Raw genomic sequence first — 25,331 nt, forward strand, 5'->3', positions numbered from 1 at the left:
CCATTCTTGGAAATCCGCGGGCCGGCGGGTGTCGCATCGGCTACAGCGGCGGGGCGGCCGCGCGGTGGACGGGCCGCGCGCTTCGCCACACGGCTGTCACGCATCCGTCATCCGCGTGTCGCACGATGCCGGACCGCGCCGCCCCCGTCACCGTGCCTGCCGCCACCCCGCTTCCTGCCGACTCCCCGGTCTACGGCGCCGACAGCGCCGGGCTGATCTGCGGTTTCCTGTTCACGCCCGGCGCACCGGTGCAGGAGATCGACTCGGCCGCGGCGGCCGCCTGGCTCGCGCACCGGGCGCACGCAGGCACCCACGACCGCGCCTTCGTCTGGCTGCACGTCAACCTGGCCCACGCTGCGGCCGAACGCTGGCTGCAGCGCCACGCCGGCCTGCCCGACGCCTTCTACGAGACGCTGCGCGACGGCCTGCATTCGACCCGCATCGAGCGGGCCGACCAATCGCTGGTGGCGGTGGTCAACGACGCGCATTTCGACTTCGCCTTCGAGCCGTCGGACATCTCCACGCTGTGGGCGAGCATCGACCGGCACCTGGTCGTGACCGCGCGGCACCGGCCGCTGCGGGCGGTCGACCAGCTGCGCATCGCCTGCCGGCGCGGCGAGGTGCTGGAGTCGAGCATCGCGCTGCTGGAGCGGCTGCTGCGCGCGCAGGCCGATGTGCTGGTGGAGATCGTGCGCGGCGTGACGCGGCGCATCGACGCGGTCGAGGACGAGCTGCTCGCCGGCCGGCCGGTGCACCAGCGCGCCCGGCTGGGCGTGCTGCGCCGGGTGCTGGTGCGGCTGCAGCGGCTGCTGGCACCGGAGCCGGCGGCGCTGTTCCGGCTGCTGCAGCATCCGCCGGACTGGATGGACGAGGACGGCGTGCAGGCGCTGCGCGCATCGAGCGAGGAGTTCTCGGTGGTGCTGCAGGACATGTCCTCGCTGCAGGAGCGGATCAAGCTGCTGCAGGAGGAGATCGCCGCCAATGTGAACGAGGACAACGCCCGCAGCCTGTTCGTGCTGACCATCGTCACCGTGCTGGCGCTGCCGATCAACATCCTGGCGGGCCTGTTCGGCATGAACGTCGGCGGCATTCCGCTGGCCGAGCATCCGCACGGTTTCTGGATCGTGGTGGGAATCGTCGCGAGCTTCACCGCGGTGGCGGCGTGGGCGGCGTTCCGCAAGAAGAAGGGCTAGCGGACGGCGCTCGGCCCGTCGAAAGCCGCGATGCCGGGGTGCGTGCAAGGGTTGGTGCGCATGCATCGGGCGCCCGGAAGAAAACCTGACGCGGATGGGCGTCCAGGGCTGCATCGGAACGGCCGCCGCCACGCCGTGCCGCATCGGACATACGCCGTCGGCGGGACAATCGCCACGAACGCCATCCGCGAAACGCCAGCGTGCCATGCAAAAGAATCCGCCCTCGAGCCCTACCCGTCCTGATCCGGACGCCCTCGTACAGCAGCTGCGAAGGGACGACGCGCGGGGAAGGCGCGGCAAGTTGCGCATCTATTTCGGCGCGAACGCGGGTGTGGGCAAGACCTACGCCATGCTGCAGGCCGCGCGCCGGGAGAGCGAGTCCGGCCGCGATGTGGTGATCGGTGTCGTGGAAACGCATGGCCGTGCGGACACGGTCGCCCTCAACCAGGGGTTCGAATACCTGCCGCTGCGGCAGATCAGTTATCGCGACAAGACGCTGTCCGAGTTCGATCTGGACGCGGCGCTGATGCGCCATCCGTCCGTCGTCATCGTCGACGAACTGGCGCACACCAACGCCCCCGGCTCACGACACGACAAACGCTGGCAGGACGTGCAGGAACTGCGGGATGCGGGCATCGACGTCTGGACGGCGCTGAACGTCCAGCACCTGGAAAGTCTGAACGGGACGGTCGGCGCCATTGCCGGCGTCCGGGTGCACGAAACGGTGCCCGACACCGTGTTCGACGACGCGGACGAACTCATCCTGATCGACGTGCCGCCGGACGAGATGGTCAAGCGCCTGAAGGCGGGCAAGGTGTACCGGCCCCAGCAAGCGGAACGTGCTGCGCAGAACTTCTTCCGGAAAGGCAACCTGATCGCCCTGCGCGAAATGGCCTTGCGCCGGACGGCCGAACGCGTCGGGGACGACCGCGAAGACTGGCGCGTCGAAACACCGCAGTCCGACGCCCGCACATCGACCGCGTCCGATGCGGTGCTGTGCTGCGTGGGGCCGCAGCCGGGCGCGGAACACGCGGTGCGCGCGGCCGCACGGCTGGCGGGTCTGCGCGACCAGCACTGGTCGGCGGTGTATGTCGAGACGCCGGCCTTGCAACGTTTGCCCAACAAGGACCGGGACCGGACCCTTGCCGTGCTGAAGCTCGCCTCGGACCTCGGTGCCAGCACGCGGGTGCTCACCGGTGCCGATGTGGCGCAGTCGCTGGCCCAGCACGCGGTGCAGCACGGATTCGGCACGCTGGTGTTCGGCTACGAACCGGCGCCGGCCGGATGGCGGGGCCTGTGGTCGCGCCTGTTCGGCCACAGCGTGCGCGACCGCGTGGCGCGCCTGGTCAGCGGGCTGGAATTCCTGGAGATCGGGGATGCGGCCAGCACGCGGCGTATCGCGCAGGTGCTGCCGACGGCCGATGTGCCCGAGGAACGATCCGTCCCCTGGGCGGGCTATGCCAGTGCTGCGGCCGGCAGCGTGGGCCTGACGCTGCTGCTGCAGCAGTTCAGCAGCGCGTTCGAGCTGGCCAACATCGTCATGCTGTACCAGGTGGCGGTGGTGCTGGTCGCCATGCGTTTCGGTCGCGGGCCGGCGGCGGTGGCCGCGGTGCTCAACGTACTCGCCTTCGACTTCTTCTTCGTGCCTCCGCGGTTGTCCTTCAGCGTGACGGACGCCCAGTACCTCGTCACCTTCGTGGTGATGCTGAGCGTGGGGCTGATCATCGGCCAGCTCACCGCCGGGCTGAAGTTCCAGGCGCGGATCGCGAGCGACCGCGAATCCCGGTCGCAGAGCCTGTTCGAGCTGTCCCGCGAGCTCTCCGCGGCCCTGCTCCGGGAGCAGATCGTCGCGTTGGGGGAGGAAGCGGTCCGGCGCAACTTCGGCGGCAGCGCCCACGTCCTGCTGGCCGACGACGCAGACATGCTGCCCGCGACCTCCGCCCTGCCCGCCGGCGTCGATGCCAGTGTCGCGGACTGGGTCTACCGCAACGGCCAGCCGGCCGGACTCGCGACCGCGACGCTGTCGGCGAGCGACTGGCACTACCTTCCGCTGACCGCCCCGATGCGTATTCGGGGCGTGCTGGCCTGCAAACCGGAACATGCCCGCTGGCTGCTGATTCCCGGACAGCAGCAGCTGCTGGAAACGCTCACCCGTCAGATCGCCATCGCGCTCGAGCGGGTGCACTATGTGGATGTCGCCCGCCAGGCGATCGTGCAGATGGAGTCGGAGCGGCTGCGCAACACCCTGCTCGCCACCATGTCGCACGACATCCGCACGCCGCTCACCGCGATGGTGGGCCAGGCCGAAACCCTCCAGTCCGGCTATGCGACGATGCCCGCGGAAAGCCGCGAACAGCTGCTGGCCGGCCTGGTCACGACGGCACGCCAGATGCAGGGCCTCGTCATCAATCTGCTGGACATGGCGCGGCTGCAGAGCGGCGAAGTGCAGCTCCGGTCGGACTGGCAGTCGGTGGAGGAACTCGTCGGCGGCGCCATCGTGGCCGCCGGAGCCGCATTGGGCGACATGCATGTGGTGACCGATGTGCCGCCCGATCTGCCGCTCGTCGAGTTCGATGCGACCCTGATGCAGCGCGTCCTGGTGAACCTGCTCGAGAACGCCACCAAGTACGGAGCCGAGCCGATCGAGGTGCGGGCCCGTGCACTGCCGGACACCCTGGAGATCGGCGTCCGGGATCACGGGCCGGGCCTACCGCCCGCCGGCGTCGAAACCCTCTTCGGCATGTTCACCCGCGGCGCCGTCGAATCCAGCACCCCAGGGGTCGGCCTGGGCCTGGCGATATGCCGCGAGGTGGTCGCGGCCCACGGCGGACGCATCTCGGCAGCCAACGCGGCAGGCGGTGGCGCAGAATTCACGATCAGCCTGCCGCGCCGTCCGGCACCGGCGGTGCACGACGCCGACGCGTGAAGCCTCTTCGTCGTGCGAGCACATCACATCGACTTCGTGAGCGTGAGGATGAAGCGGGCCTTGTTGGGCGAGAAGGTCTGTCCGCCCCCGGCTTCGCTCGGCGTAGCGTAGGCACTGCTGCGGTTGGCGCCCTGGACCGCGCCGGCCAGGCTCAGGCCGCTGCCGAAGTCGTAGGCGGCACCGACGTGGTAGTCCGCGAAACTCGGGTAGCCCAGCGACCGAATATCCCCGCTCATACGCGTGTATCCCAGCGCTGCCTTGGCCGTGACTTGCGGCAAAACCTGCCGGCTGTACGCCAGATTGAAGTATGCGGTATTACGGCCGTCGCGTCCGGAGCCGGCCTTGGTGCCTGCGAAGTTGAAGTAATCCTGCGACACCGTATGGGAGTATTTGAACGTCAGGCTGCCGAATGTGTCGTTGCCGTGCGAAACCGATCCGTACAGCTCGGTGGTATTACCCCGGGTATTGCCTGGATACTGGTAGGTCAGCCCCCCGATATCCCACGCCAGCGATTGCGTGGAAAACTTGTACCCGCCGTAAAAGTCCATCTCGATGCTGTTGCCTGGCAACCAGCGGACGCTGGAGTTCCAGTTGCCGACATAAAACCCTGATTCGCCGAAAGCGAAATCGAAACCGCCCTGGATCGCGGGCTTGAACGTACCGTCTTTTGCCAGACCGGATTGTCCGAGCAGATCCTGGTCTTGTCCGCGAAATTTATAGTTGCTTGTCAGCGCAACATTGGCCGTCAGCTGGGCGGATGCGAGGGCCGGGACCGTCGCCGCGATCATTACGGCAGCGGATTTGAAGAGATGGGGTATTGCAGATTTCATGGGATGAGGCAGAAGTGAGCCTCTCAGCTTATTCAAGCCGCCATAAAATTAATGCAAATCTTTAGTATCTCTGCATAAGCTTTTCATAAAGCTCAACGGTGCCACGCAAGCCGGTAGCCGACGGCATTTTCGGTCAGCAGGAAAACCGGTGTGGCGGGATTGCTCTCCAGCTTTTTGCGGAGATTGCCCATATAGATCCGCGTGTAATGGCTCTGCCCCACAGCGCCAGGCCCCCACACCGACAAAAGCAGTTCCCGATGGGTCAAAACCCTGCCCGGGTTGGCCAGCAGGACCGACAGCAGACCCCACTCCCGGGGCGTCAGGTGGACTCCCCGTCCCGCTTTGCGCACCAAGCGCGCCGCTCTGTCGATTTCGACATCGGCGATGTTGACGACCGCATCGGCCTCCGCTGCTGCGGCTGCCGTCACGCGACGGCCGAACCGCTGGCTGGCCCTGACCCGGGCCATCAGCTCGCCGACCCCGAAGGGCTTCGTCAGGTAGTCGTTGGCCCCGGCATCGAGCACCTTGATTTTCTCGGCCTCGTCCGACCGCGCCGACAGGACGATGATCGGCACGGCTGACCAGGTGCGGACACTGAGAATCACCGCGCTCCCGTCGCCGTCGGGCAAGCCGAGGTCCAGCATGATCAGGTCGGGTTGGCGGGTGGCGGCCTCTACGGTTCCACGCTGGACCCCCTCCGCTTCGTGGACCGTCCATCCTTCCGATTCGAGCGCGGTCCGCACGAATCCCCGGATGTGGGTTTCGTCCTCTATGACGAGCGCAACCGGCATATCGGAGCGGTGAAGATCGCGCAGCTCAGTCGTGTCTGCACTGCCGGTACGTCGCCAGGTGGTCGGCCCATGGCGTCATGCGGCCGAATTCGGCTTCCGTCGCATGGTGCATCACTTCCTGCATGAGATGTCCTACCTCGCAGGCGGGACAGCGGATCTGCAGACGCACCCGGCCGTCGTGCTGCAGGGGAATGCAGCGGACCACGCCTGCGCCGTCGCATGCGCTCGCCGCATGCCGGACGTGCGCCGCTTCGGCGACTGCGGCGACGACGTCGACCACGACGAACGAGACGGCGGTCATGCCGACGGGAGCCGATGCATAGCGATAGGCAGCGTAGGCCATGGTCATTTCACCTTGTCGAGGGCCATGTTGAGTCGGAGCACATTGACGCGGGGCTCGCCGAGCCAGCCCATGATCGGGTGCTGGGTCGCAGCATCGACCAGCGTGCGGACCGCGTCGGCCGGCAGCTTGCGCGCGGCCGCGACACGCGGTACCTGGTACAGCGCCGCGGCCACGCTGATGTCCGGGTCGAGTCCGCTCGCCGATGCGGTGACGAGATCCACCGGCACGGCGGCCGTGTTGCCCGGATCGGCGGCCCTGAGCGCGTCGACCCGCCCTTTCACGGCCTCGGTGAGCGCAGGATTCAGCGGCCCCTGGTTGGAGCCGCTGGAGGCCTGCGCGTTGGTCGCCATCGGCGCGGTGGCCGACGGGCGGCCCCAGAAGTGCCCGGGATCGGTGAAGGTCTGGCCGATCAGTGCCGAGCCGACGGTGGTGCCGTCGCGCACGATCAGGCTGCCGGCAGCCTTCTCGGGAAACGCGACCTGGGCGACACCGGTGACCGCGAGGGGGTAGACGATGCCCGTCAGCGCCGTGAGCACGGCGAAGGAAACGAGGGCAGGACGAAGGATGGATGCCACGATGAAGCTCCTCAAGCCAGGCCGAGCGCCACCAGGATCAGGTCGATGATCTTGATGCCGACGAAGGGAACGACGAGACCGCCCAGTCCGTAGATGAGCAGGTTCCGGCGCAGCAGCGCAGCAGCGCCGATCGCACGGTAGGCCACGCCCTTCAACGCCAGCGGGATCAGCACCACGATGATGAGCGCGTTGAAGACGACCGCCGACAGGATGGCCGACGACGGGCTGCCCAGCTGCATCACATTGAGCGCGGACAGCTGGGGGTAGGTCGACACGAAGATCGCCGGGATGATCGCGAAGTACTTGGCGACGTCGTTGGCGATGGAGAAGGTGGTCAGCGAGCCGCGCGTCATCAGCAGCGCCTTGCCCGTCTCCACCACCTCCAGCAGCTTGGTCGGGTTCGAGTCCAGGTCGACCATGTTGCCGGCTTCCTTCGCCGCCTGCGTGCCGGAATTCATGGCGACGGCGACGTCGGCCTGGGCGAGCGCCGGGGCGTCGTTGGTGCCGTCGCCGGTCATCGCGACCAGCCGGCCTTCGGACTGGTACTGGCGGATCAGCGCCAGCTTGTCTTCGGGCGTGGCTTCGGCCAGGAAGTCGTCGACGCCCGCCTCGGCCGCGATCGCGGCGGCGGTGAGCTTGTTGTCGCCGGTGATCATCACGGTCTTGATGCCCATCCGGCGCAGTTCGCTGAAGCGCTCCTTGATCCCGGTCTTGACGATGTCCTTCAGCTCGACGATGCCGACCACCGTCTTGCCGTCCGCGACTGCGAGCGGCGTGCCGCCCCGGCGCGACACGTCGTCCGCGGCGCGGCTCAGTTCCGGCGGCATGCTGCCGCCGAGAGACTCCACGTACCGCCGGACGGCCTCGACCGCGCCCTTGCGCAGCGCGCGATGTGGGCGGCCGTCGGACGCGGGGACATCCATGCCGCTCATCCGTGTCTGGGCGGTGAAGGGCACCGCTTCCGAACCCGCAGGCGCGGCCGGCACCTTGAATCCCATGCGGGATGCCAGCGCGACGATGCTGCGGCCTTCGGGGGTTTCGTCGGCAGCCGAGGCCAGGCTGGCCGTGGTGCCGACGGCGTGCTCGGTCAGGCCGGGCGCCGCGATGAAGGCGGCCGCCTGCCGGTTGCCGTGGGTGATGGTGCCCGTCTTGTCCAGCAGCAGCACGTCCACGTCGCCCGCGGCTTCCACCGCGCGTCCCGAGGTGGCGATGACGTTGGCCTGCATCATCCGGCTCATGCCGGCCACGCCCACGGCCGACAGCAGGCCACCGATGGTGGTCGGGATCAGGCAGACCAGCAGCGCGACCAGCGCGGTCAGGCTCACTACGGTGCCGGTGCCTGCGGCCTGCACGCTGAAGATCGAATACGGCAGCAGCGTCGCCGTCACCACCAGGAACACGATCGTCAGCGCGACCAGCAGGATGGTCAGCGCGATCTCGTTGGGCGTCTTCTGACGCTTCGCGCCCTCGACCATGCCGATCATGCGGTCGAGAAACGATTCGCCCGGATTGACGGTGATCCGCACCACCAGCCAGTCCGACAGCACGCGGGTGCCGCCGGTGACGGACGAGAAGTCGCCGCCGGACTCCCGCACCACCGGTGCGGATTCGCCGGTGATCGCACTTTCGTCCACCGATGCGACACCCTCGACGACCTCGCCGTCGAGCGGGATCGTGTCGTTCGCATCCACCAGCACCACATCGCCCTTGCGCAGGTTCTCGGCCTGCTCGGACGTCCATTCCGACCCATGGACCGGCTGCTTCAGCTTCTTCGCCCAGGTGCTCTTCTTGAGCCCCTTGAGCGATGCCGCCTGGGCCTTGCTGCGGCCTTCCGCAAGGGCTTCGGCGAAGTTGGCGAACAGGACGGTGAACCAGAGCCAGACTGCGACCGTCAGCACGAACCACGGCGGGGAGGCGGTATCGCCCGGCGACCGCAGGGCGTGGATCCACAGGAAGGTGGTCAGGATGCTGCCGACGTACACGACAAACATCACGGGATTGCGCCACTGCACGCGCGGGTCCAGCTTCAGGAAGGCGTCGCGCAGGGCGGGCACGGCTAGCGCCGGATTCAGCAGCGACAGCTTCCGGCCGGCGGATACGGGGCTCGTCTTATCTTCGGGGCCCGTCGTCTTGGAGGATGTATTCATGTTCTTCTCCGGAATATCAACGGCCGGTCCAGAGCATCAGGTGCTCGACGACCGGGCCGAGGGCCAGCGCGGGAACGTAGTTCAGCAGGCCCACCAGCAGCACGGTGCCGATCAGCAGCACGACGAACAGCGGGCCGTGGGTCGGCATCGTCCCGGCGTTCGCCGGGAGGCGATGCTTGCGGGCCAGGGCACCGGCGATGGCCAGGACGGGCACGATCACGCCGAAGCGGCCGAACCACATCGCGAGGGCCAGCAGAGTGTTGTAGAAGGGCGTGTTGGCCGACAGGCCGGCGAAGGCGCTGCCGTTGTTGTTCGCGGCGGACGTCAGCGCGTAGAGGATTTCCGAGAAACCGTGGGCCCCGGGATTCGCAACGCCGGCACGCCCCGCTTCGGACATGACCGCCACGGCCGTGCCGACCAGCACCAGCAGCGGCGTGACCAGGATCGCGATCGACGCCAGCTTCATCTCGTGTGCTTCGATCTTCTTGCCCAGGTACTCGGGCGTGCGGCCGATCATCAAACCGGCGATGAAGACCGCCAGGATGGCGAAGACCAGCATGCCGTACAGACCGGTTCCCACGCCGCCGAACACGACCTCGCCCAGCTGCATCAGGACCAGCGGGACCATGCCGCCCAGCGGCGTGAGGGAGTCGTGCATGGCGTTCACCGCACCGCAGGAGGCCGCAGTGGTGACGGCGGCGAACAGCGCGGACGCATCGATGCCGAAGCGCACCTCCTTGCTCTCCATGTTGCCGCCCGCCTGCGTCGCGCTGGCCATCTGGTCGACGCCCAGCCCCGTCAGCAAGGGGTTGCCGGCGTGTTCGGCCGGAATGATCGCGATCACCGCCGCCACGAACAGGATCGTCATGGCCGCCAGAACGGCCCAGCCTTGGCGCGGATCGCCGATGACACGCCCGAAGGCGAAGCACAACGCGGCCGGGATGAGGAAGATCGCCACCATCTCCAGCAGGTTGCTGAAGGCCGTCGGATTCTCGAACGGATGGGCAGAGTTGGCGTTGAAGAATCCACCGCCATTGGTGCCCAGCATCTTGATCGCTTCCTGCGAGGCGACCGGACCCATCGCGATCGTTTGCGTCTTCGTCTGCGCCGGTTCGGTGACGACGGTGCCATCCGCCGCCTTGAGCGGCTGGCCCGCGGCATCGAGCTTCGGCGCCGGGTACTGCTGGGTTTCGAGCGTCGTGGCCTCGACCGACGCACTGAAGTTCTGGATCACCCCCTGACCGACCAGTGCGATGGCGAGCACGAACGACAACGGCAGCAGCAGCCAGACGGTGATCCGCGTCAGATCGACCCAGAAGTTGCCGACCTTGCCGGACGCGCGCGCCGCGAACCCCCGGAACAGGGCGAACACCACGGCAATGCCGGTAGCGGCCGAGAAGAAATTCTGACCGGCCAAAGCGACCATCTGCGTGAGATGCGCCATCGTGGCTTCGCCGCTGTAACCCTGCCAGTTCGTGTTGGTGACGAAGCTGACGGCCGTGTTGAACGCCGAGTCCGGCGATACCGCGGCCATGCGGTCGGGGTTCCACGGCAGATGCGCCTGGACACGCTGCAGGCCGTAGACGAACAGCGTTCCCACCGCGCTGAACGCCATCACGGCCAGGGCGTACGGCTTCCAGCCGCCATCGGCATCCGGCGCCACGCCCGCAAGGCGCAGGAGCGGTGTTTCAACGGCGCGCATCCAGGCGGGGTGGGTTCCGTTGCACAGCGCGGCGATCCAGCGGGCCAGGGGCCACGCCAGCAGCAGCAAAATCAACAGGAAAAAAATCAGGAGCGTCCAGGCGGAGGTGTCCATTCAGAACTCCTCGGCGCGCAGGAGCGCATAGACCAGGTACACGAACAGCAGCCCGACCAGCAGGGCCGATGCGCCATAGAGAACTTCGTTGGCAATCACGAACGCTCTCCTTGCTTCGGCGCAGTGCGGGGGCTCAGGCGATCCAGCCCCATAACCAGGCCTGCCACTGCGGCCCACAGAACGGCGATACCGCCGATAAAAACCAGGTCCATGACGACTCCTACGGAAGATCGCCTCAGCTTAGGTTTGTCGGCATAAAAGTGCCGTCAAGAATGGGGCTGCCGCTGTAAAGACTCCATAAAAACCGAGGGGATAGCGGTGGTCTGCACCGCGTCGCCAAGCCGGCTACGGCCACGGCTGTGTGCCGTCACGCCGCCGGTGCGTCGTCCGGCCGCGCAGGCGCCTGCGCCAGCAGCTGCTCCAGCCGCTCCAGTCGGTGGCGGTGCAGCGGCGTGATCGCGTAGAAGTGCTCCTGCAGCCGCGTCGTGCGGGCGACGGTCACCAGCACGCCGGTGCGCAGTTCGTCCTGCACCACTACTTCGGGCAGCACCGTCAGCCAGCCGCTGTCGCGGGCCACCAGCCGCAGCATCGCCATGTCGTCCACCTCGGCGCGCAGCCGGGGCGTCACGCCGGCGGCCACGCACATCGCGTCGAAGGCACCGCGCAGCGCATGGCGCGGGCCGGGCAGGGCGAGCTCGCGCCCGTCCAGGTCCTCGGGCAGGCGCAGCGTGCGGCCGCGCCAAGCGGCCGCCGGGCCGACCAGCGCCATCGCCTGGCTGCCGAGGAAGCGGCAGTGCAGCGGCCGGTCGGGGCCGGCGGCGACCGCCTCGTTGGCCAGCACCACGTCGAGCTGGTGCTCCAGTAGCCGCTGTAGCAGGGTGTCGAGCGGGCCCGATTCGAGCGACAGCACGACGGTCGGCTCGGCCAGCAGCGGGCGGATCCAGTTCTCCTGGTAGTTGCGCGACAGCGTCGCCACGCTGCCGACCCGCAGGCGTACCAGGCTGTCGCCGCGCACCTCCATCCGGCCGAGCATCTCGCGGCTCAGGCCGAAGATCCGGTCGGCGTACGACAGCGCGAGCTGGCCGGTCTCGGTCAGCACCAAGCGCCGGCCGCTGCGCTCGAACAGCGGCTCGCCGAGCCGGTCTTCCAGCTGCCGGATCTGGCTCGACAGCGCCGACTGCGACACATGCAGGTCGCGCGCGGCCTGCGTCAGATGCCCGGCGCGGGCGACGTGCCAGAAATAGAAGAAATGGTGGAAGTTGAGCTGGTCGAGCTGCATGTTCTTGCAAAAAGAACGTACGGTTCTGATCAATGAATTTTACAGAACGAAGTTCTGCCCGCACCATGCAGGCTTCGCTCGTTCCGGTGTTCCGTCCATGCCCCCGATGTCCCTGCTGCTTGCGGCCTGCGGCCTGTTGCCGCCGCTCCTGATGCTCGCCGCCCTGCCGCGCCGGTCGGCGGTGACGCCCACAGCGGCGTGGGGGCGGTTCCGCGTGCTGGCGTCGGCCGCGCTGGCCTGCACCGCGCTCGGCCTCGTGCTGCAGCTCGCCGGGGTGCGGGTGCCCGAGGCGACGGTGCCGGGGCTGGGTTTCACGCTGAACGGGCAGTGGGTGGCGGTGCTGGTGCAGTTGCTGGGCATGACGATCGGCGTGTTCTCGTCGCGTTACCTGCAGGGCGAGCCGGGGCAGCCGCGCTATGTCGGCGCGCTGGCGGGCGTGCTGGCCGCCGTGCAGGTGCTGCTGCTGGCCGACCACTGGCTGGTGCTGATCGCCGCCTGGGCCGCCATCGGCCTGGTGCTGCGGCGGCTGCTGTGCTTCTACCGCGACCGGCCGTTCGCGCTGCTGGCGGCGCACAAGAAGCGGGTGGCGGACCGGGGCGCGGACCTGCTGCTGATCGCCGCCGCGGCGCTCGCCTGGAATGCGGTCGGGTCCGGCGCATGGCCGGCGCTGTGGCGCCACCTGGAAGCCGGCGCGCCGTCGTTCGCGCTGCAGGCGAGCGCCGTCTGTCTGGCGCTGGCGGTGGTGCTGCGCACCGCGCTGCTGCCGGTGCACGGCTGGCTGATCCAGGTGATGGAGGCGCCGACGCCGGTGTCGGCGCTGCTGCACGCGGGCGTGGTCAACCTCGGCGGCTTCGTGCTGATCCGCTTCGCGCCGCTGCTGGAAGCGGTGCCGGCCGCACGCTGGCTGCTGGTGGTCGCGGGCGTCGTCACCGCCTGTCTGGCCGGCCTGGTGATGCTCACCCGCATCAGCATCAAGGTGCGGCTGGCGTGGTCCACCGTGGCGCAGATGGGCTTCATGGTGATGGAGTGCGGCCTGGGGCTGTATGGCCTCGCGCTGCTGCACCTGATCGGCCATTCGGTCTACAAGGCCCACACCTTCCTCGCCGCCTCCGGCATCGTGGAAGAAACGCGGCTGCGGGCGATGCGCAGCGTGGCCGCCCCGGCGGTGGCGAGCGTGCTCATTGCGCCGGTGCTGGCGGTGGCCGTGACGGCCGCGCTGGCGGCGCTGTGGCCGTGGGCCGCTTGGCCCCTGTGGTGGAGCGGCGTGCTCGGGCTCGCCTGGGCGCCGCTGCTCTGGTGGCCGGCCGAGCGTTGGCCCGAAGCGCCGGGCGCCGGGCGCCTGCTGCTCGGCGGCGTGGCTACCGTGGCGGTGCTGGTGCTGGCCGCGCTGGTCGGCCACGGCATGCCCTTCGGCGTGCACGACGTGCCCTACACCCCTGCGGGCGTGACGGCGCTGGCCGCGCTGGCCGCGCTCTACGCGGGCCTGGCGCTGATGCGGACGCGCCCGGCCGCGCTGGCGGCCTGGCGCCGCCGCAGCTATGCCGGCTTCTATGTCGACGAATTCGTCACCCGGGCGGCGCTGCGCCTGTGGCCGACGCGCTGGGCCGCCGCGGCCCCGGCCAACTCCCACGAACCGGGGAACACCTGATGTCCAGCCCGACCACCGTTTCCGCCGACCTGGCCGCTCCGCAGGCCGCAGCCCCGGACGCCGCGTTCGACCGCCGCGTCGATGCCGCCTGCGCCGAGGCCTGCCGCGCCATCGCGCCGGCCTGGCCGCTGGACCAGGCGATCGCCGTCAACCCGCACTGGCAGCGCATCGGCCTCGGCGTGCGGCAGGTGGCGGCGCGCATGGCGGTGCTCGGCGCCATCGCGGTGTTTCCGCCGCGCGCGCTGATCCGCCAGCACTGGGCTTCGGGCCGGATCACGCCCGCCGACCTGGAGACCGCGCTGGCGCAGTGCCCCGCCGCACGGGCGGCCGGGCTGGATGCTGACAGTGCCGTCGCCGCCCTGGCGCAGCCGCTGGCGCTGCACCGGCTGCCCCTCTTGATCGACGTGCTGGACGAGCCGTCGCAGGACGGCGGCCGGCTGTCGTGGCGCCAGGCCGTCACCCACCAGGTGAGCCAGGTGTGCGCCGCGTATTTCGATGTTCACCAGGCCGACTGGCAGCCCGACCGGGGCAGCGGCCTCTATGCCTTCTGGCGCGACACCCTGACGCACGACCACGGCATCGGCGTGCTGATGGGCCTGCCGGACATCGACCGCAGCATCGCGGCCCTGCCGGCCACCCGGGCGGATGCCGAACGCTGGGTGATGCGGCGCCTGGGCCTGCCGGCCACCGCCTGGGCCGACTACCTGGAAGCGGTGCTGCTGACCGTCAACGGCTGGGCCTCCTGGTGCGCCTGGCGCGGCTGGACCGCGCGGCTGCAGGGCGCCCAGGACCCGCACCTGCGCGACCTGCTGGCGATCCGGCTGGCCTGGGGCGCGATCCTGCTGGACGGCCGCGGCGGCATGTCGGCCGCCCGCGCCTTCGCGGAACTGAAGGTCGAATGGGACCGCGCCCCGGCCCTGCTGCGGCACGCCGAGGACGTGCTGCGCGTCGACGAGCTCTGGCAGGCGGCGCTGGAGGTGGGCTACCAGCGCACGCTGGCGCGGCAGCTCGCGGCCCGGCCGGTGCCGGCAACGGCCGCCGCGGCTGGCGCGCCGGCGCTGGAGGCGCAGGCCGCCTTCTGCATCGACGTGCGCAGCGAGCGGGTCCGCCGTGCGCTGGAAGCGGCATCGCCTGCGGTCCGGACGATCGGCTGCGCCGGTTTCTTCGGCCTGCCGGCGGCCTATACCCCGCTCGCCACACCGGCGCGCCGGCCGCAGCTGCCCGGGCTGCTCGCGCCGGCGCTGGAGGTGATCGACCGGGTGGCGCCCACCGCCGCCGACGCCGGCCCGCCGGGCGACGTGCTGCAGTCCGCCGCACGCGCCGACCGGCTGCAGCGCTTCGCGCAGACCGAGCGCTGGAACTCCGCCACCCGCTGGCCGAACGCGGCCTTTTCGTCGGTCGAGGCCATCGGCGCCGGCTACCTGGGCCGGCTGATGCAGTGGCTGCGGCCCGCGCCCGCGGCGCGCCACACGACCGACGGCGCCGGCCTGGCGCCGCGCTACCGCGCCGTCACCCGGCCGGTCATCGCCGGGCTGGTCCCGGCCGCCCGCGTGGACCTGGCGGAGCAGGTGCTGCGGTCGATGGGCCTGGCGCGCGACATGGCACCGCTGCTGCTGCTCGTCGGCCACGGCAGCCAGAGCGCCAACAACGCCCAGGCCTCCGCGCTCGACTGCGGCGCCTGCTGCGGGCAGACCGGCGAGGTCAACACCCGCGCGCTGGCTTGGCTGTTCAACGATCCCGAGGTGCAGGCCGGCCTGCGCGCGCGCGGCATCGCGCTGCCCGACGGCTGGGCCTGCGTCGCGGCACTGCACAACACCACCACCGACGAGATCGAGGGCTTCGACCTCGACCTGCTGGCGCCCGCGGCCCGTGCGTGCTGGGAACGCCTGCAGCCGACGTTCGCCGATGCCGGTGACCGGGTCCGCCGCGAACGCGCGCCGTCGCTCGGGCTGGATGCCGCCGCACCGCCCGCGGCGCTGCACGACCGCCTGCGGCGCCGCGCTGCCGACGGTGCGCAGACCCGGCCCGAATGGGGCTTGGCGAACAACGCGGCCTTCCTCATCGCGCCGCGCGAACGCAGCCGGGCCGCGATGCTCGACGGCCGCGTGTTCCTGCACGACTACGACGCCGCGACCGACGCCGACGGCCGGCTGCTCGAGGCGCTGATGACCGCGCCGATGCTGGTCACGCACTGGATCAACTGGCAGTACCACGCCTCCACCTGCGACCCGGTCCGCTACGGCAGCGGCAACAAGCTGCTGCACAACGTGGTGGGCGGCCGCATCGGCGTGTTCGAAGGCAACGGCGGCGATCTGCGCATCGGGCTGGCGCGCCAGTCCCTGCACGACGGCGACCGCTGGCGCCATGAGCCGCTGCGGCTGACCGTGGTGATCGACGCGCCGGCGACCGCGATCGCCGCTGTGCTCGAGCGCCATGACGCCGTGCGCCAGCTGGTGGAGAACGGCTGGCTGCACCTGTGGCGCTTCGCGGAAGACGGCGGCCTGGTGCGCTATGCGGAGGGGGGCTGGCTGCCGGTGCCGGGCTGATCCGGTTCGACAGCGGTCATCCCGCCGCCTGCAGCGCCCGCCGGTACTGCAGGGCCTCGGCCACGTGCGCCGTCTGGGTGGTGTCGCTGCCGGCCAGATCGGCGATGGTGCGGGCGACCTTGAGCGCCCGGTGGGTGCCGCGGGCCGACCAGCCGAGCCGGGCCGCGGCCTTCTGCAGGAAGGCGAGGGCGGCATCGTCGGCACGGACATGGGCGTCGAGGGCGCCGCCCTGCAGCGCAGCGTTGGGCGCGGCCTGGCGATCCAGCGCCCGGGCATGGGCCGCGGCCACCCGGGCGCGCACCGCCGCGGTCGGCTCGCCCGGGGCGCTGCGCAGCAGCTCGTCCGGCGGCAGGGCCGGCACCTCGACGTGCAGGTCGATCCGGTCAAGCAGCGGCCCGCTCAGCTTGCCTTGGTAGCGCGACACCTGCTCGGGCGTGCAGCGGCAGGCCGGCTGGCGCGCGCCGCGGAAACCGCAGGGGCAGGGGTTCATCGCGCCGAGCAGCTGGAAGCGCGCCGGGAATTCGGCCTGACGCGCGGCCCGCACGATGTGCACCCGGCCGGTCTCCAGCGGCTCGCGCAGGGCTTCGAGCGCAGCGCGCGGGAATTCCGGCAGTTCGTCGAGGAACAGCACGCCGTGGTGGGCCAGCGAGACCTCGCCCGGCCGCGGCGGGTTGCCGCCGCCGACCAGCGCCACCGCGCTGCAGGTGTGATGCGGGCTGCGGGTCGGCCGCTGGCCCCACTGGTCGCGGGCGAAGCGGCCGGCCAGGCTGGCGATGGCCGCGCTTTCCAGCGCGTCGTCGAGCGGCATCGGCGGCAGCAGGCCGGCGAACCGCTGGGCCAGCATCGACTTGCCGGCCCCGGGCGGGCCGACCATCAGCAGCGAATGGCCGCCGGCCGCCGCGATCTCCAGCGCGCGGCGGGCCGCGGCCTGGCCCTTCACGTCGGCCATATCGGCATAGTGCGGCGTGGTCTGCGCGTCGGCCGCTGCCAGGCGTGTCCAGCCGTCGCCGGGCGGACCGGCGGCGTCGGCGGACTGCGACGGCAGGAACTGCTGGACCACGTCGAGCAGGTGGCGGGCGCCGTAGACCTCGCTGCCCGGCACCAGTGCCGCCTCGCCGGCACTTTCCATCGGCAGCACCAGCCGGCTGCCGGGCCGCGCCCGGCGCAGCGCCAGCGCGGTGGCGAGCGCCCCGCGCACCGGCCGCAGCTCGCCCGACAGCGACAGCTCGCCCGCGAACTCCCAGCCGGCCAGCCGCGCCGCATCGACCTGCCCGCTGGCCGCCAGGATGCCCAGCGCGATCGGCAGGTCGAACCGGCCCGAGTCCTTCGGCAGATCGGCCGGGGCCAGATTCACGGTGATGCGCTTGTTGTGCGGGAACTCGAGTCCCGCGTTCTGCAGCGCCGAACGTACCCGCTCGCGCGCCTCCTTCACCTCCACGTCGGCCAGCCCGACCAGGGTGCAGCTCGGCAGGCCGTTGGCCAGATGCACCTCGACCGTGACGGCAGCGGCTTCGAGGCCTTGCAATGCACGGCTCTGGACGGTGGCGAGGGACATGCGTGCTCCTGTACGAAAAAACAGGGTGATTGTGCCGAGCCGTCGGCCAACGCGATGCGGTGCGGACGCAACATGCACCAGGGCGATGCGTTTTGCGAGGCGATGCACGCGACTGGTGCCTGTTGTGGCGCTGGTCAAACCTTTAGCAGGCTGCAGGAGCCATCCGGGTGCGTGCCGGAATCGTCTTTGGTGCCGGACGCATACCGCGCCATGTAGGTCCCGGCTGGCATGGATCGTGCGAAACGTGTACCAGTTTGTCACGTACCGTCATCCACCACCCTCGGAGAAGAGAAGTCATGAAGAAGATCCTGCTGGCCCTGGCCACCGTCACCGCTTCGGCCGCCACGCTGGCCCAGACGGCTGCACCCGCAGCGACCGCGCCGGCCGCCGAGCCCGACTACACGCTCGCCTTCAACGCCGGCCTGATCAGCGAGTACCGCTACCGCGGCATCACGCAGACCCGCTTCAAGCCGGCAGTGCAGGGCGGCATCGACTTCACCCACAAGAGCGGCCTCTACATCGGCACTTGGGCTTCGTCGATCAAGTGGATCAAGGACGCAGGCGGCGGCGCCGACGTCGAAGTCGACGTGTACGGCGGCTACAAGAACACCTTCGCCGAAGGCTTCGGCTACGACGTCGGCGTGCTGCGCTACCAGTACCCGGGTTCCCGCCTGCCGGTCAGCCCGAACACCACCGAGGTCTACGGTGCCCTGACCTACAGCGTCGCCACGCTGAAGTACTCGCACAGCACCACCAACCTGTTCGGCTTCGCCGACAGCAAGAACTCCGGCTACCTCGACCTGTCGGCCACCTTCGACATCGGCAACGGTTTCTCGCTGGTGCCGCACATCGGCCACCAGCGCGTCAACAACAACAGCGCCTTCTCGTACACCGACTACTCGCTGACGCTCGGCAAGGACTTCGGCAACGGTCTGTCGGCCACCCTGACCGCCGTCGGCACCGATGCCGAGAAGTCGCTCTACCGCACGCCGAACAACAAGTTCAGCGGCCGGAACGGCCTGGTCGCCGGCGTCAAGTACACCTTCTGAGCCGGGGGCCGCACAGGACACACGTCATGAAAATCGTCACCGCCATCATCAAACCCTTCAAGCTCGACGAGGTGCGCGAGGCGCTCTCCGCGATCGGCGTGCAGGGCATCACCGTCACCGAGGTCAAGGGCTTCGGCCGCCAGAAGGGCCACACCGAGCTGTACCGCGGCGCGGAATACGTGGTCGACTTCCTGCCGAAGGTGAAGATCGAGGCCGCCATCTCCGACGACCTGGTCGAGCGCGTGATCGAAGCCGTCGAGGGCGCCGCCCGCACCGGCAAGATCGGCGACGGCAAGATCTTCGTCTACGACCTCGAGCAGGTCGTGCGCATCCGCACCGGCGAGACCGGCCGCGAGGCCCTCTGATCCCGACCCGGACGAAAGAAGCATTCCCATGAAAAAACTGCTTGCCTCCCTCGTGCTCGGCGCAAGCCTGGTCGCCGGTGCGACCTTCGCCGTCGCACAGACACCCGCGGCCCCCGCCGCGGAAGCCGCACAGCCGGCCGCGGCACCTGCCGCACCCGCCGCCGTGGTCGTGGTGACCCCGGCCGCGCCCGACGCATCGCTGGCCAACGCCACGGCCGCCAGCGCCGCGGCAGCCGCACCGGCCGAAGCGCCCGCCGCCGCACCGGTCGTGCCCAACAAGGGCGATACCGGCTGGATGATGGTCGCCACGCTGCTGGTGCTGATGATGGTCGTGCCGGGCCTGGCGCTGTTCTACGGCGGTCTGGTCCGCAGCAAGAACATGCTGTCGGTGCTGATGCAGGTGATGGTCACGTTCTCGCTGATCGTCGTGCTGTGGTTCATCTACGGCTACAGCCTCGCGTTCACCGCGGGCAACGCCTTCATCGGCGGTTTCGACCGCTTCTTCATGAGCGGCATCTGGGACAACGCGGCCGGCACCTTCGCCAACGGCGCGACCTTCAGCAAGGGCGTGGTCATCCCCGAGATCGTCTTCGCGGCGTTCCAGGCGACCTTCGCCGGCATCACCTGCGCGCTGATCGTCGGCTCCTTCGCCGAGCGCATCAAGTTCTCGGCCGTGCTCGCCTTCATGGTGCTGTGGTTCACCTTCAGCTACCTGCCGCTCGCCCACATGGTGTGGTTCTGGGCCGGCCCGGATGCCTACACGGCGGCCGACCAGGTCGATGCGCTGAACGCCACCGCCGGCTTGATCTGGCAGTGGGGCGCGCTGGACTTCGCCGGCGGCACCGTGGTGCACATCAATGCCGCGATCGCCGGCCTGGTGGGTGCCTTCGTGGTCGGCAAGCGCGTCGGCTACGGCAAGGAAGCCCTGACGCCGCACAGCCTGACGCTCACGATGGTCGGCGCCTCGCTGCTGTGGGTGGGCTGGTTCGGCTTCAACGCCGGCTCCGCGCTGGAAGCCAACGGCACCGCCGCCCTGGCCTTCGTCAACACCATGCTCGCCACCTCGGCCGCCGTACTGACCTGGTGCCTCGGCGAAGCGATGCTGCGCGGCAAGGCCTCGATGCTGGGCGCCGCCTCCGGTGCCGTCGCCGGCCTGGTGGCCATCACCCCGGCTGCTGGCAACGTCGGCATCGGCGGTGGTCTGGTGATCGGCCTGATCGCAGGTTTCGCCGGCCTCTGGGGCGTGACCGGCCTGAAGAAGATGCTGGGCGCCGACGACTCGCTCGACGTGTTCGGCGTGCACGGTGTCTGCGGCATCCTGGGTGCGATCCTGACCGGCGTGTTTAACTCGCCGTCGCTCGGCGGCCCCGGCTATGTCGCGAACTGGGTCACGGTCACCGTGATCACCGGCGCCGAGTACTCGATCGCCGCCCAGGTCTGGACCCAGTTGAAGGGCGTGCTGCTGACCGTGGTGTGGTCGGGCGTCGTGTCCTTCATCGCCTACAAGATCGTCGACATGACGATCGGCCTGCGGGTGTCGGAAGAAGCCGAGCGCGAAGGCTTGGACATCACCTCGCACGGCGAGACCGCGTACAACCGCTGATCCCCGGAGGGCCGGCCCGGCTGCCGCCGGTGCCGGGACCCCGCTGCACAAGGGCCTGCTGTCGCAGGCCCTTTTTCGTGCGCGTCGGCGCAGGGTTGCTGACTGGCACGCGCCTTGCGAGAAGTGCAGCGCTGCAACCCGTTTGTGGCGTGAGTCTCCTTTGGATGTTGGGCCCGCTGTCAGGCGGGCCCTTTTTTTGGTGCATGCGCCGCCACAATGCGCCATGGCCGTTTCCGATCCGCACTCCTCCACCCCCCCTGAGGTGCCCGCTGATTCCGACCGGGCTGCACCTGCCGCCGACCCGGCCGACGCCGGGTGGCAGACCGTCACGCCGGAGCCCAGCCTGCTCGGCGAGTCGCCGTTCTGGCATCCGCACGAGCGGCTGCTCTACTGGGTGGACATCGCCCGCCGCCAGCTGGTGCGCGCCGACCCCTCCACGCACCAGCGCGAAACCTGGAATGTGCCGAGCGAGCCCGGCTGCATCGCACCGGTGGAATGTGGCGGTCTGGCCATCGCGCTGCGCGACGGGCTGTATCGTGCCCGCACCTGGGGCGGCGCGTTGGAGCCGCTGGTGCGTTTTCCGCAGCACGGCAGCACCATCCGCTTCAACGACGGCAAGTGCGACACCGCCGGCCGCTTCTGGGCCGGCACCGTGTACGAACCGCGCGACCAGCGCCGTGCCGTGCTATGGTGCATCGACATGCGCAGCGGCAAACCCGAGGTGACGCTGAAGGCGCAGAACGCGACCACGGCCAACGGCGTCGCCTGGAGCGCCGACGACCGCACCGCCTGGTGGTCGGACACGCCCGCCCACGTCATCCACGCCTGGGACTACGAAGCCGGCCCCGCGGTGCTGCGCCGCCACCGGGTGTTCCACCGGTTCGATCCCAAACCCGCGGGCTGGACCCCCGGCCTGCCGGACAACGGCGGCTACCGCGGCCGGCCCGACGGCGCCTCGGTCGACAGCGCCGGCATCTACCACTGCGCGATGTTCGAGGGCGGCCGGCTGCAGCGCTTCGCCGCCGACGGCACCCCGGCCGGGGAGATCGCGCTGCCGGTCGCCTGCCCGACCATGCCCTGCTTCGGCGGCGAGGACCTGCGCACGCTGTTCGTCACCACCAGCCGGGAGAAGCGGCCCGCCGAGGAACTGACCCGCACGCCGCTGGCCGGTTGCACTTTGGCGCGGCGGGTGGAGGTGCCCGGTCTGCCGGTCAATTTCTTCAGGATCGGGTAGGCGCGCGGCCCGGGCGGAAAAATCCGCGGGTCGCGCCGCCGAAAAATTCAGCCCGCGGGGCCTTCGCCGAACGGCGCGCCGGGCCTACCATCGTCCGATGACCGAGGCCCTGCGACAGATCACCGACCGCGTGCGCGCGGCCGCCGCCGACGGCACGCCGCTCGCCTTGCGCGGCGGCGGCACCAAGGACTTCTACGGCGAGCCCGCCCGCGGCGCGCCGCTCGACCTGCGGCCGCTGGCCGGCATCGTCGATTACGAGCCGAGCGAGCTGGTCGTCACGGTGCAGGCCGGCACCCCGCTGGACGAACTGGAGGCGGTGCTCGCCGAGCGCGGCCAGTGCCTGCCCTTCGAGCCGCCGCATTTCGGCACCGGCGGCGCGCGCGCCACCGTGGGCGGCATGGTCGCGGCCGGGCTGTCGGGGCCGTCGCGGGCGCGCAGCGGGGCGGTGCGCGACTACGTGCTCGGCGCCCACCTGCTCAACGGCCGGGCCGAGCTGCTGCAGTTCGGCGGTACGGTGATGAAGAACGTGGCGGGCTACGACGTGTCGCGGCTGCTGGCCGGCTCGCTCGGAACCCTGGGCGTGATCACGCAGGTGAGCCTCAAGGTGCTGCCGGTCGCGCCGGCGGAAGCGACCCTGCGTTTCACCTGCAGCCAGGCCGACGCGCTGGCGCTGCTGCACGGCTGGGGCGGCCAGCCGCTGCCGCTGGACGCGAGTTGCTGGGTGCAGGAAGACCCGGCCGACGCCGCCAGCGGCACGCTCTACCTGCGGCTGCGCGGCGCGGTGGCCGCGGTCGAGGCAGCCTGTGCCCGCCTGGGCGGTACCCGGGTCGATGCCGCACCCGAGGACCGCGCGCGGGTCGCTGCCGACTGGACGGCCTGCCGCGACCAGCGCCTGCCCTGGTTCGCCGACCGTCCCGCCGGCCGCGACCTGTGGCGCCTCTCGGTGCCGCAGACCGCGCCGGTGCTGCCGCTGCCGGCCGACCGGTTCGGGGCGCCGCTGGTCGAGTGGCACGGCGGCCAGCGCTGGGTGCAGGCGCCGGCCGGCGACGCCGCGGCCGCGCAGGCGCTGCGCCAGGTCGCCCGCGAGGTCGGCGGCCATGCTACGCTTTTCATAGCTGCTGGCGCAGGCGGGACGGGCGCAGAAGCCCGATTCGATGCACTTTCTGCGCCGCTGGAGGCGATCCACCGCCGGCTCAAGACCGCGTTCGATCCGGCCGGCATCTTCAACCCCGGACGGCTGGTCCCCGGCCTCTGACCGGCGGCGGCCCGTTTCCTGCCTGCGCCGTCCGCCATGCGCCGCCTGCTGCACATCGCCGACCGCCACCGCACGCCGTCGACCACGCGGCTGATGGGCTACCTGCTGGCGTTTCATGCCGGCGCGATCAATGCGGGCGGCGTTCTGGTGGTGCACATGTACACCTCCCACATGACCGGCTTCGCCTCGCAGGTCGCCGACAGCCTGGTGCTCGGCCGCGGCACGCTGCTGCTCGGCGCGCTCGGCGCGATCCTGTCGTTCCTGGCGGGTGCGGCGAGCACCGCGGTGATCGTGCACTGGGGCCGGCAGCACCGGCTGCGCAGCGCCTATGCGCTGCCGCTGATCCTCGAAGCCGGGCTGCTGCTGCCGTTCGGCCTGATGGGCGCGATCACCCTGACCTGGAGCACGCCGTTCGCGGTGCCGCTCACCGTGCTGCTCCTGTCCTTCATCATGGGCCTGCAGAACGCGGTCGGCAGCCAGGCCTCGGGCGGCCGCATCCGCACCACCCACATGACCGGCAACGTGACCGATCTCGGCATCGAGCTCGGCCGGCTGCTGTACCGCAACCGCAGCGGCCTGCCGTCCGACGAGCGGGTACAGGCCAACCGGTCGCGCATGCGGCTCTACGCCGGGCTGCTCGGCATGTTCGTCGCGGGCGGGCTGTTCGGCGCCGCCGGCTTCAAGCATGTCGGCTTCCTCTGGGTGGTGCCGATGGCGGCCCTGCTGCTGACGCTGGCGCTGCCGCCGCTGCTGCGCGACGTGCGGCGCTCGCACCACCTGCAGGCACTGCTGCGCCGGCCGTGGGAGCGCCTGCGCGCCCAGCGCCCCTGATTGGCCACCCGCCTGCCGCCGATAGCCCCTTTCCCGACGCATACCGCCCGACGCACAACGCCCCGACGAGACGACGCCCCGATGCAAACCCACCTCGCCCCCGAATTCGCCGGCACCGCCGAAGGCCGCGAAGCCGAAGCCATCCTGCGCAAGTGCGTGCACTGCGGCTTCTGCACCGCCACCTGCCCGACCTACCAGCTGCTCGGCGACGAACTCGACGGCCCGCGCGGCCGCATCTACCTGATCAAGCAGGTGCTCGAAGGCGAGACGCCGACCGAGAAGACCCAGACCCACCTCGACCGCTGCCTGACCTGCCGCAACTGCGAGAGCACCTGCCCGAGCGGCGTGCAGTACGGCCACCTGGTCGACATCGGCCGCGCGATCGTCGATGCCAAGGTGCCGCGCCCGGCCGGTGAACGCGCGCTGCGCTGGACCCTGAAAGAAGGCCTGACCTCGCCGCTGTTCGGCCCGGCGATGCGCGTCGGCCAGGCGGTGCGCGGACTTCTGCCGGAAAAGCTGCAGGCCAAGGTGCCCCCGCGCCGCGACCCGGGCGCCTGGCCGACCACCGGCCATGCCCGTAAGGTGCTGATGCTCGAAGGCTGCGTGCAGCCGTCGATGATGCCCAACATCGACCATGCGACCGCCCGCGTGCTGGACGCCGCCGGCATCGAGACGGTGGTCGCGCCGCAGGCCGGCTGCTGCGGCGCGGTGAAGTTCCACCTGAACGACCAGGACGGCGGCCGCGCGCAGATGCGCGCCAACATCGACGCTTGGTGGCCCTACGTGGAGCACGGCCCCGAGGCGGGCGGGGTCGAGGCGATCGTCATGAACGCCTCGGGCTGCGGCGTCACGGTGAAGGAGTACGGCCACCTGCTGCGCGACGATCCGGCCTACGCCGCCAAGGCGGCGCGCGTGTCGGCCCGCACCCGCGACCTGGGCGAACTGCTGCCCGGCATGGTCGAGGCGCTGCGGCCCCGGCTGAAGGCACCGCGCGCCCGCGACGTGCTTGCTTTCCATCCGCCCTGCACGCTGCAGCACGGCCAGAAGCTGCGCGGCGGCATCGAGACGCATCTGCGCGCGCTCGGCTTCGACGTGCAGCTGGCGCAAAACGAGGCGCACCTGTGCTGCGGCTCGGCCGGCACCTACTCGGTGCTGCAGCCCGACATCGCCTATCCGCTACGCGACCGCAAGCTGCAGCACCTGGGCCAGTTGCAGCCGGCGGCGATCCTGTCGGCCAACATCGGCTGCATCACCCATCTGCAGAGCGGCACCGACACGCCGGTGAAGCACTGGATCGAGGTGCTCGACGCCGCACTCGCCTGAGGCCGGAAGAGCCGTGTGCGCC

20 protein-coding genes are annotated in these 25,331 nt (G+C 70.3%); 11 read left to right on the top strand and 9 right to left on the bottom strand.

The window, feature by feature from the left end:
• Window positions 1-152: 152 nt before the first annotated feature.
• Window positions 153-1,193, top strand: a complete 1,041-nt coding sequence (locus tag QZ500_RS09460) for a transporter (RefSeq protein ID WP_295854238.1) — start codon at window positions 153-155, stop codon at window positions 1,191-1,193.
• A 205-nt stretch (window positions 1,194-1,398) separates the two neighbouring features.
• Window positions 1,399-4,119 (top strand): DUF4118 domain-containing protein, encoded by a 2,721-nt coding sequence (locus QZ500_RS09465; RefSeq protein WP_295854240.1) that lies wholly within the window; start codon window positions 1,399-1,401, stop codon window positions 4,117-4,119.
• 23 nt (window positions 4,120-4,142) lie between these two features.
• Here the strand turns inward: QZ500_RS09465 and QZ500_RS09470 are convergent, their stop codons facing one another.
• The 8 genes from QZ500_RS09470 to QZ500_RS09505 form a co-directional block, all read right to left on the bottom strand.
• The gene (locus tag QZ500_RS09470) at window positions 4,143-4,949 is read right to left on the bottom strand and encodes a TorF family putative porin (RefSeq protein WP_295854243.1); all 807 of its coding nucleotides are present in this window, start codon (window positions 4,947-4,949) and stop codon (window positions 4,143-4,145) included.
• 92 nt (window positions 4,950-5,041) lie between these two features.
• A complete protein-coding gene (locus QZ500_RS09475) occupies window positions 5,042-5,740 on the bottom strand; it encodes a response regulator (RefSeq protein ID WP_295854246.1) in 699 nt (232 codons plus the stop codon).
• Window positions 5,741-5,765: 25 nt separating this feature from the next.
• Window positions 5,766-6,083: a hypothetical protein gene (locus QZ500_RS09480; protein WP_295854247.1), complete on the bottom strand. Its 318-nt coding sequence runs from the start codon at window positions 6,081-6,083 to the stop codon at window positions 5,766-5,768.
• A gap of 2 nt (window positions 6,084-6,085) precedes the next feature.
• Entirely contained in the window at window positions 6,086-6,658 is a 573-nt protein-coding gene (kdpC, locus tag QZ500_RS09485) for a potassium-transporting ATPase subunit KdpC (protein WP_295854250.1), read from the bottom strand.
• Between the two features lie 11 nt (window positions 6,659-6,669).
• Entirely contained in the window at window positions 6,670-8,805 is a 2,136-nt protein-coding gene (kdpB, locus tag QZ500_RS09490; RefSeq protein ID WP_295854253.1) for a potassium-transporting ATPase subunit KdpB, read from the bottom strand.
• Window positions 8,806-8,821: 16 nt separating this feature from the next.
• On the bottom strand, window positions 8,822-10,621 hold the full coding sequence (gene kdpA / locus QZ500_RS09495) for a potassium-transporting ATPase subunit KdpA (RefSeq protein WP_295854257.1): 1,800 nt from the start codon (window positions 10,619-10,621) through the stop codon (window positions 8,822-8,824).
• Window positions 10,622-10,720, bottom strand: coding sequence for a K(+)-transporting ATPase subunit F (gene kdpF, locus QZ500_RS09500; protein ID WP_295854260.1), 99 nt, complete (start codon window positions 10,718-10,720; stop codon window positions 10,622-10,624).
• 268 nt (window positions 10,721-10,988) lie between these two features.
• The gene (locus QZ500_RS09505) at window positions 10,989-11,900 is read right to left on the bottom strand and encodes a LysR substrate-binding domain-containing protein (RefSeq protein ID WP_295854263.1); all 912 of its coding nucleotides are present in this window, start codon (window positions 11,898-11,900) and stop codon (window positions 10,989-10,991) included.
• A 97-nt stretch (window positions 11,901-11,997) separates the two neighbouring features.
• Here QZ500_RS09505 and QZ500_RS09510 point away from each other — a divergent pair, with 97 nt between their 5' ends.
• A complete protein-coding gene (locus QZ500_RS09510) occupies window positions 11,998-13,548 on the top strand; it encodes an NADH-quinone oxidoreductase subunit L (RefSeq protein WP_295854265.1) in 1,551 nt (516 codons plus the stop codon).
• On the top strand, window positions 13,548-16,094 hold the full coding sequence (locus tag QZ500_RS09515) for a YbcC family protein (RefSeq protein WP_295854268.1): 2,547 nt from the start codon (window positions 13,548-13,550) through the stop codon (window positions 16,092-16,094). Before QZ500_RS09510 ends, QZ500_RS09515 begins: the two co-directional genes overlap by 1 nt.
• Window positions 16,095-16,110: 16 nt before the next feature.
• Here QZ500_RS09515 and QZ500_RS09520 read toward each other — a convergent pair whose 3' ends face one another.
• The gene (locus QZ500_RS09520; protein WP_295854271.1) at window positions 16,111-17,649 is read right to left on the bottom strand and encodes a YifB family Mg chelatase-like AAA ATPase; all 1,539 of its coding nucleotides are present in this window, start codon (window positions 17,647-17,649) and stop codon (window positions 16,111-16,113) included.
• 296 nt (window positions 17,650-17,945) lie between these two features.
• Between QZ500_RS09520 and QZ500_RS09525 the strand changes: the two genes are divergently transcribed.
• From QZ500_RS09525 to glcF, 7 genes are all read left to right on the top strand, one after another.
• Complete coding sequence (locus QZ500_RS09525) at window positions 17,946-18,698, top strand: TorF family putative porin (RefSeq protein WP_295854274.1); 753 nt, start codon at window positions 17,946-17,948, stop codon at window positions 18,696-18,698.
• A 26-nt stretch (window positions 18,699-18,724) separates the two neighbouring features.
• Window positions 18,725-19,063 (top strand): P-II family nitrogen regulator, encoded by a 339-nt coding sequence (gene glnK, locus QZ500_RS09530; RefSeq protein WP_295854277.1) that lies wholly within the window; start codon window positions 18,725-18,727, stop codon window positions 19,061-19,063.
• A gap of 28 nt (window positions 19,064-19,091) precedes the next feature.
• Window positions 19,092-20,666 (top strand): ammonium transporter, encoded by a 1,575-nt coding sequence (amt, locus tag QZ500_RS09535; RefSeq protein WP_295854280.1) that lies wholly within the window; start codon window positions 19,092-19,094, stop codon window positions 20,664-20,666.
• 223 nt (window positions 20,667-20,889) lie between these two features.
• The gene (locus QZ500_RS09540) at window positions 20,890-21,900 is read left to right on the top strand and encodes an SMP-30/gluconolactonase/LRE family protein (RefSeq protein WP_295854282.1); all 1,011 of its coding nucleotides are present in this window, start codon (window positions 20,890-20,892) and stop codon (window positions 21,898-21,900) included.
• A gap of 97 nt (window positions 21,901-21,997) precedes the next feature.
• Complete coding sequence (glcE, locus tag QZ500_RS09545) at window positions 21,998-23,155, top strand: glycolate oxidase subunit GlcE (RefSeq protein ID WP_295854285.1); 1,158 nt, start codon at window positions 21,998-22,000, stop codon at window positions 23,153-23,155.
• A gap of 36 nt (window positions 23,156-23,191) precedes the next feature.
• Window positions 23,192-23,986 carry a YoaK family protein gene (locus tag QZ500_RS09550; protein ID WP_295854288.1) on the top strand — a complete coding sequence of 265 codons (795 nt, stop codon included), beginning with the start codon at window positions 23,192-23,194 and terminating at the stop codon, window positions 23,984-23,986.
• Between the two features lie 81 nt (window positions 23,987-24,067).
• The gene (gene glcF, locus QZ500_RS09555; RefSeq protein ID WP_295854292.1) at window positions 24,068-25,309 is read left to right on the top strand and encodes a glycolate oxidase subunit GlcF; all 1,242 of its coding nucleotides are present in this window, start codon (window positions 24,068-24,070) and stop codon (window positions 25,307-25,309) included.
• Window positions 25,310-25,331: the final 22 nt, after the last annotated feature.

This window comes from uncultured Xylophilus sp., assembly GCA_913776965.1.
Lineage (GTDB): Bacteria > Pseudomonadota > Gammaproteobacteria > Burkholderiales > Burkholderiaceae_C > Xylophilus.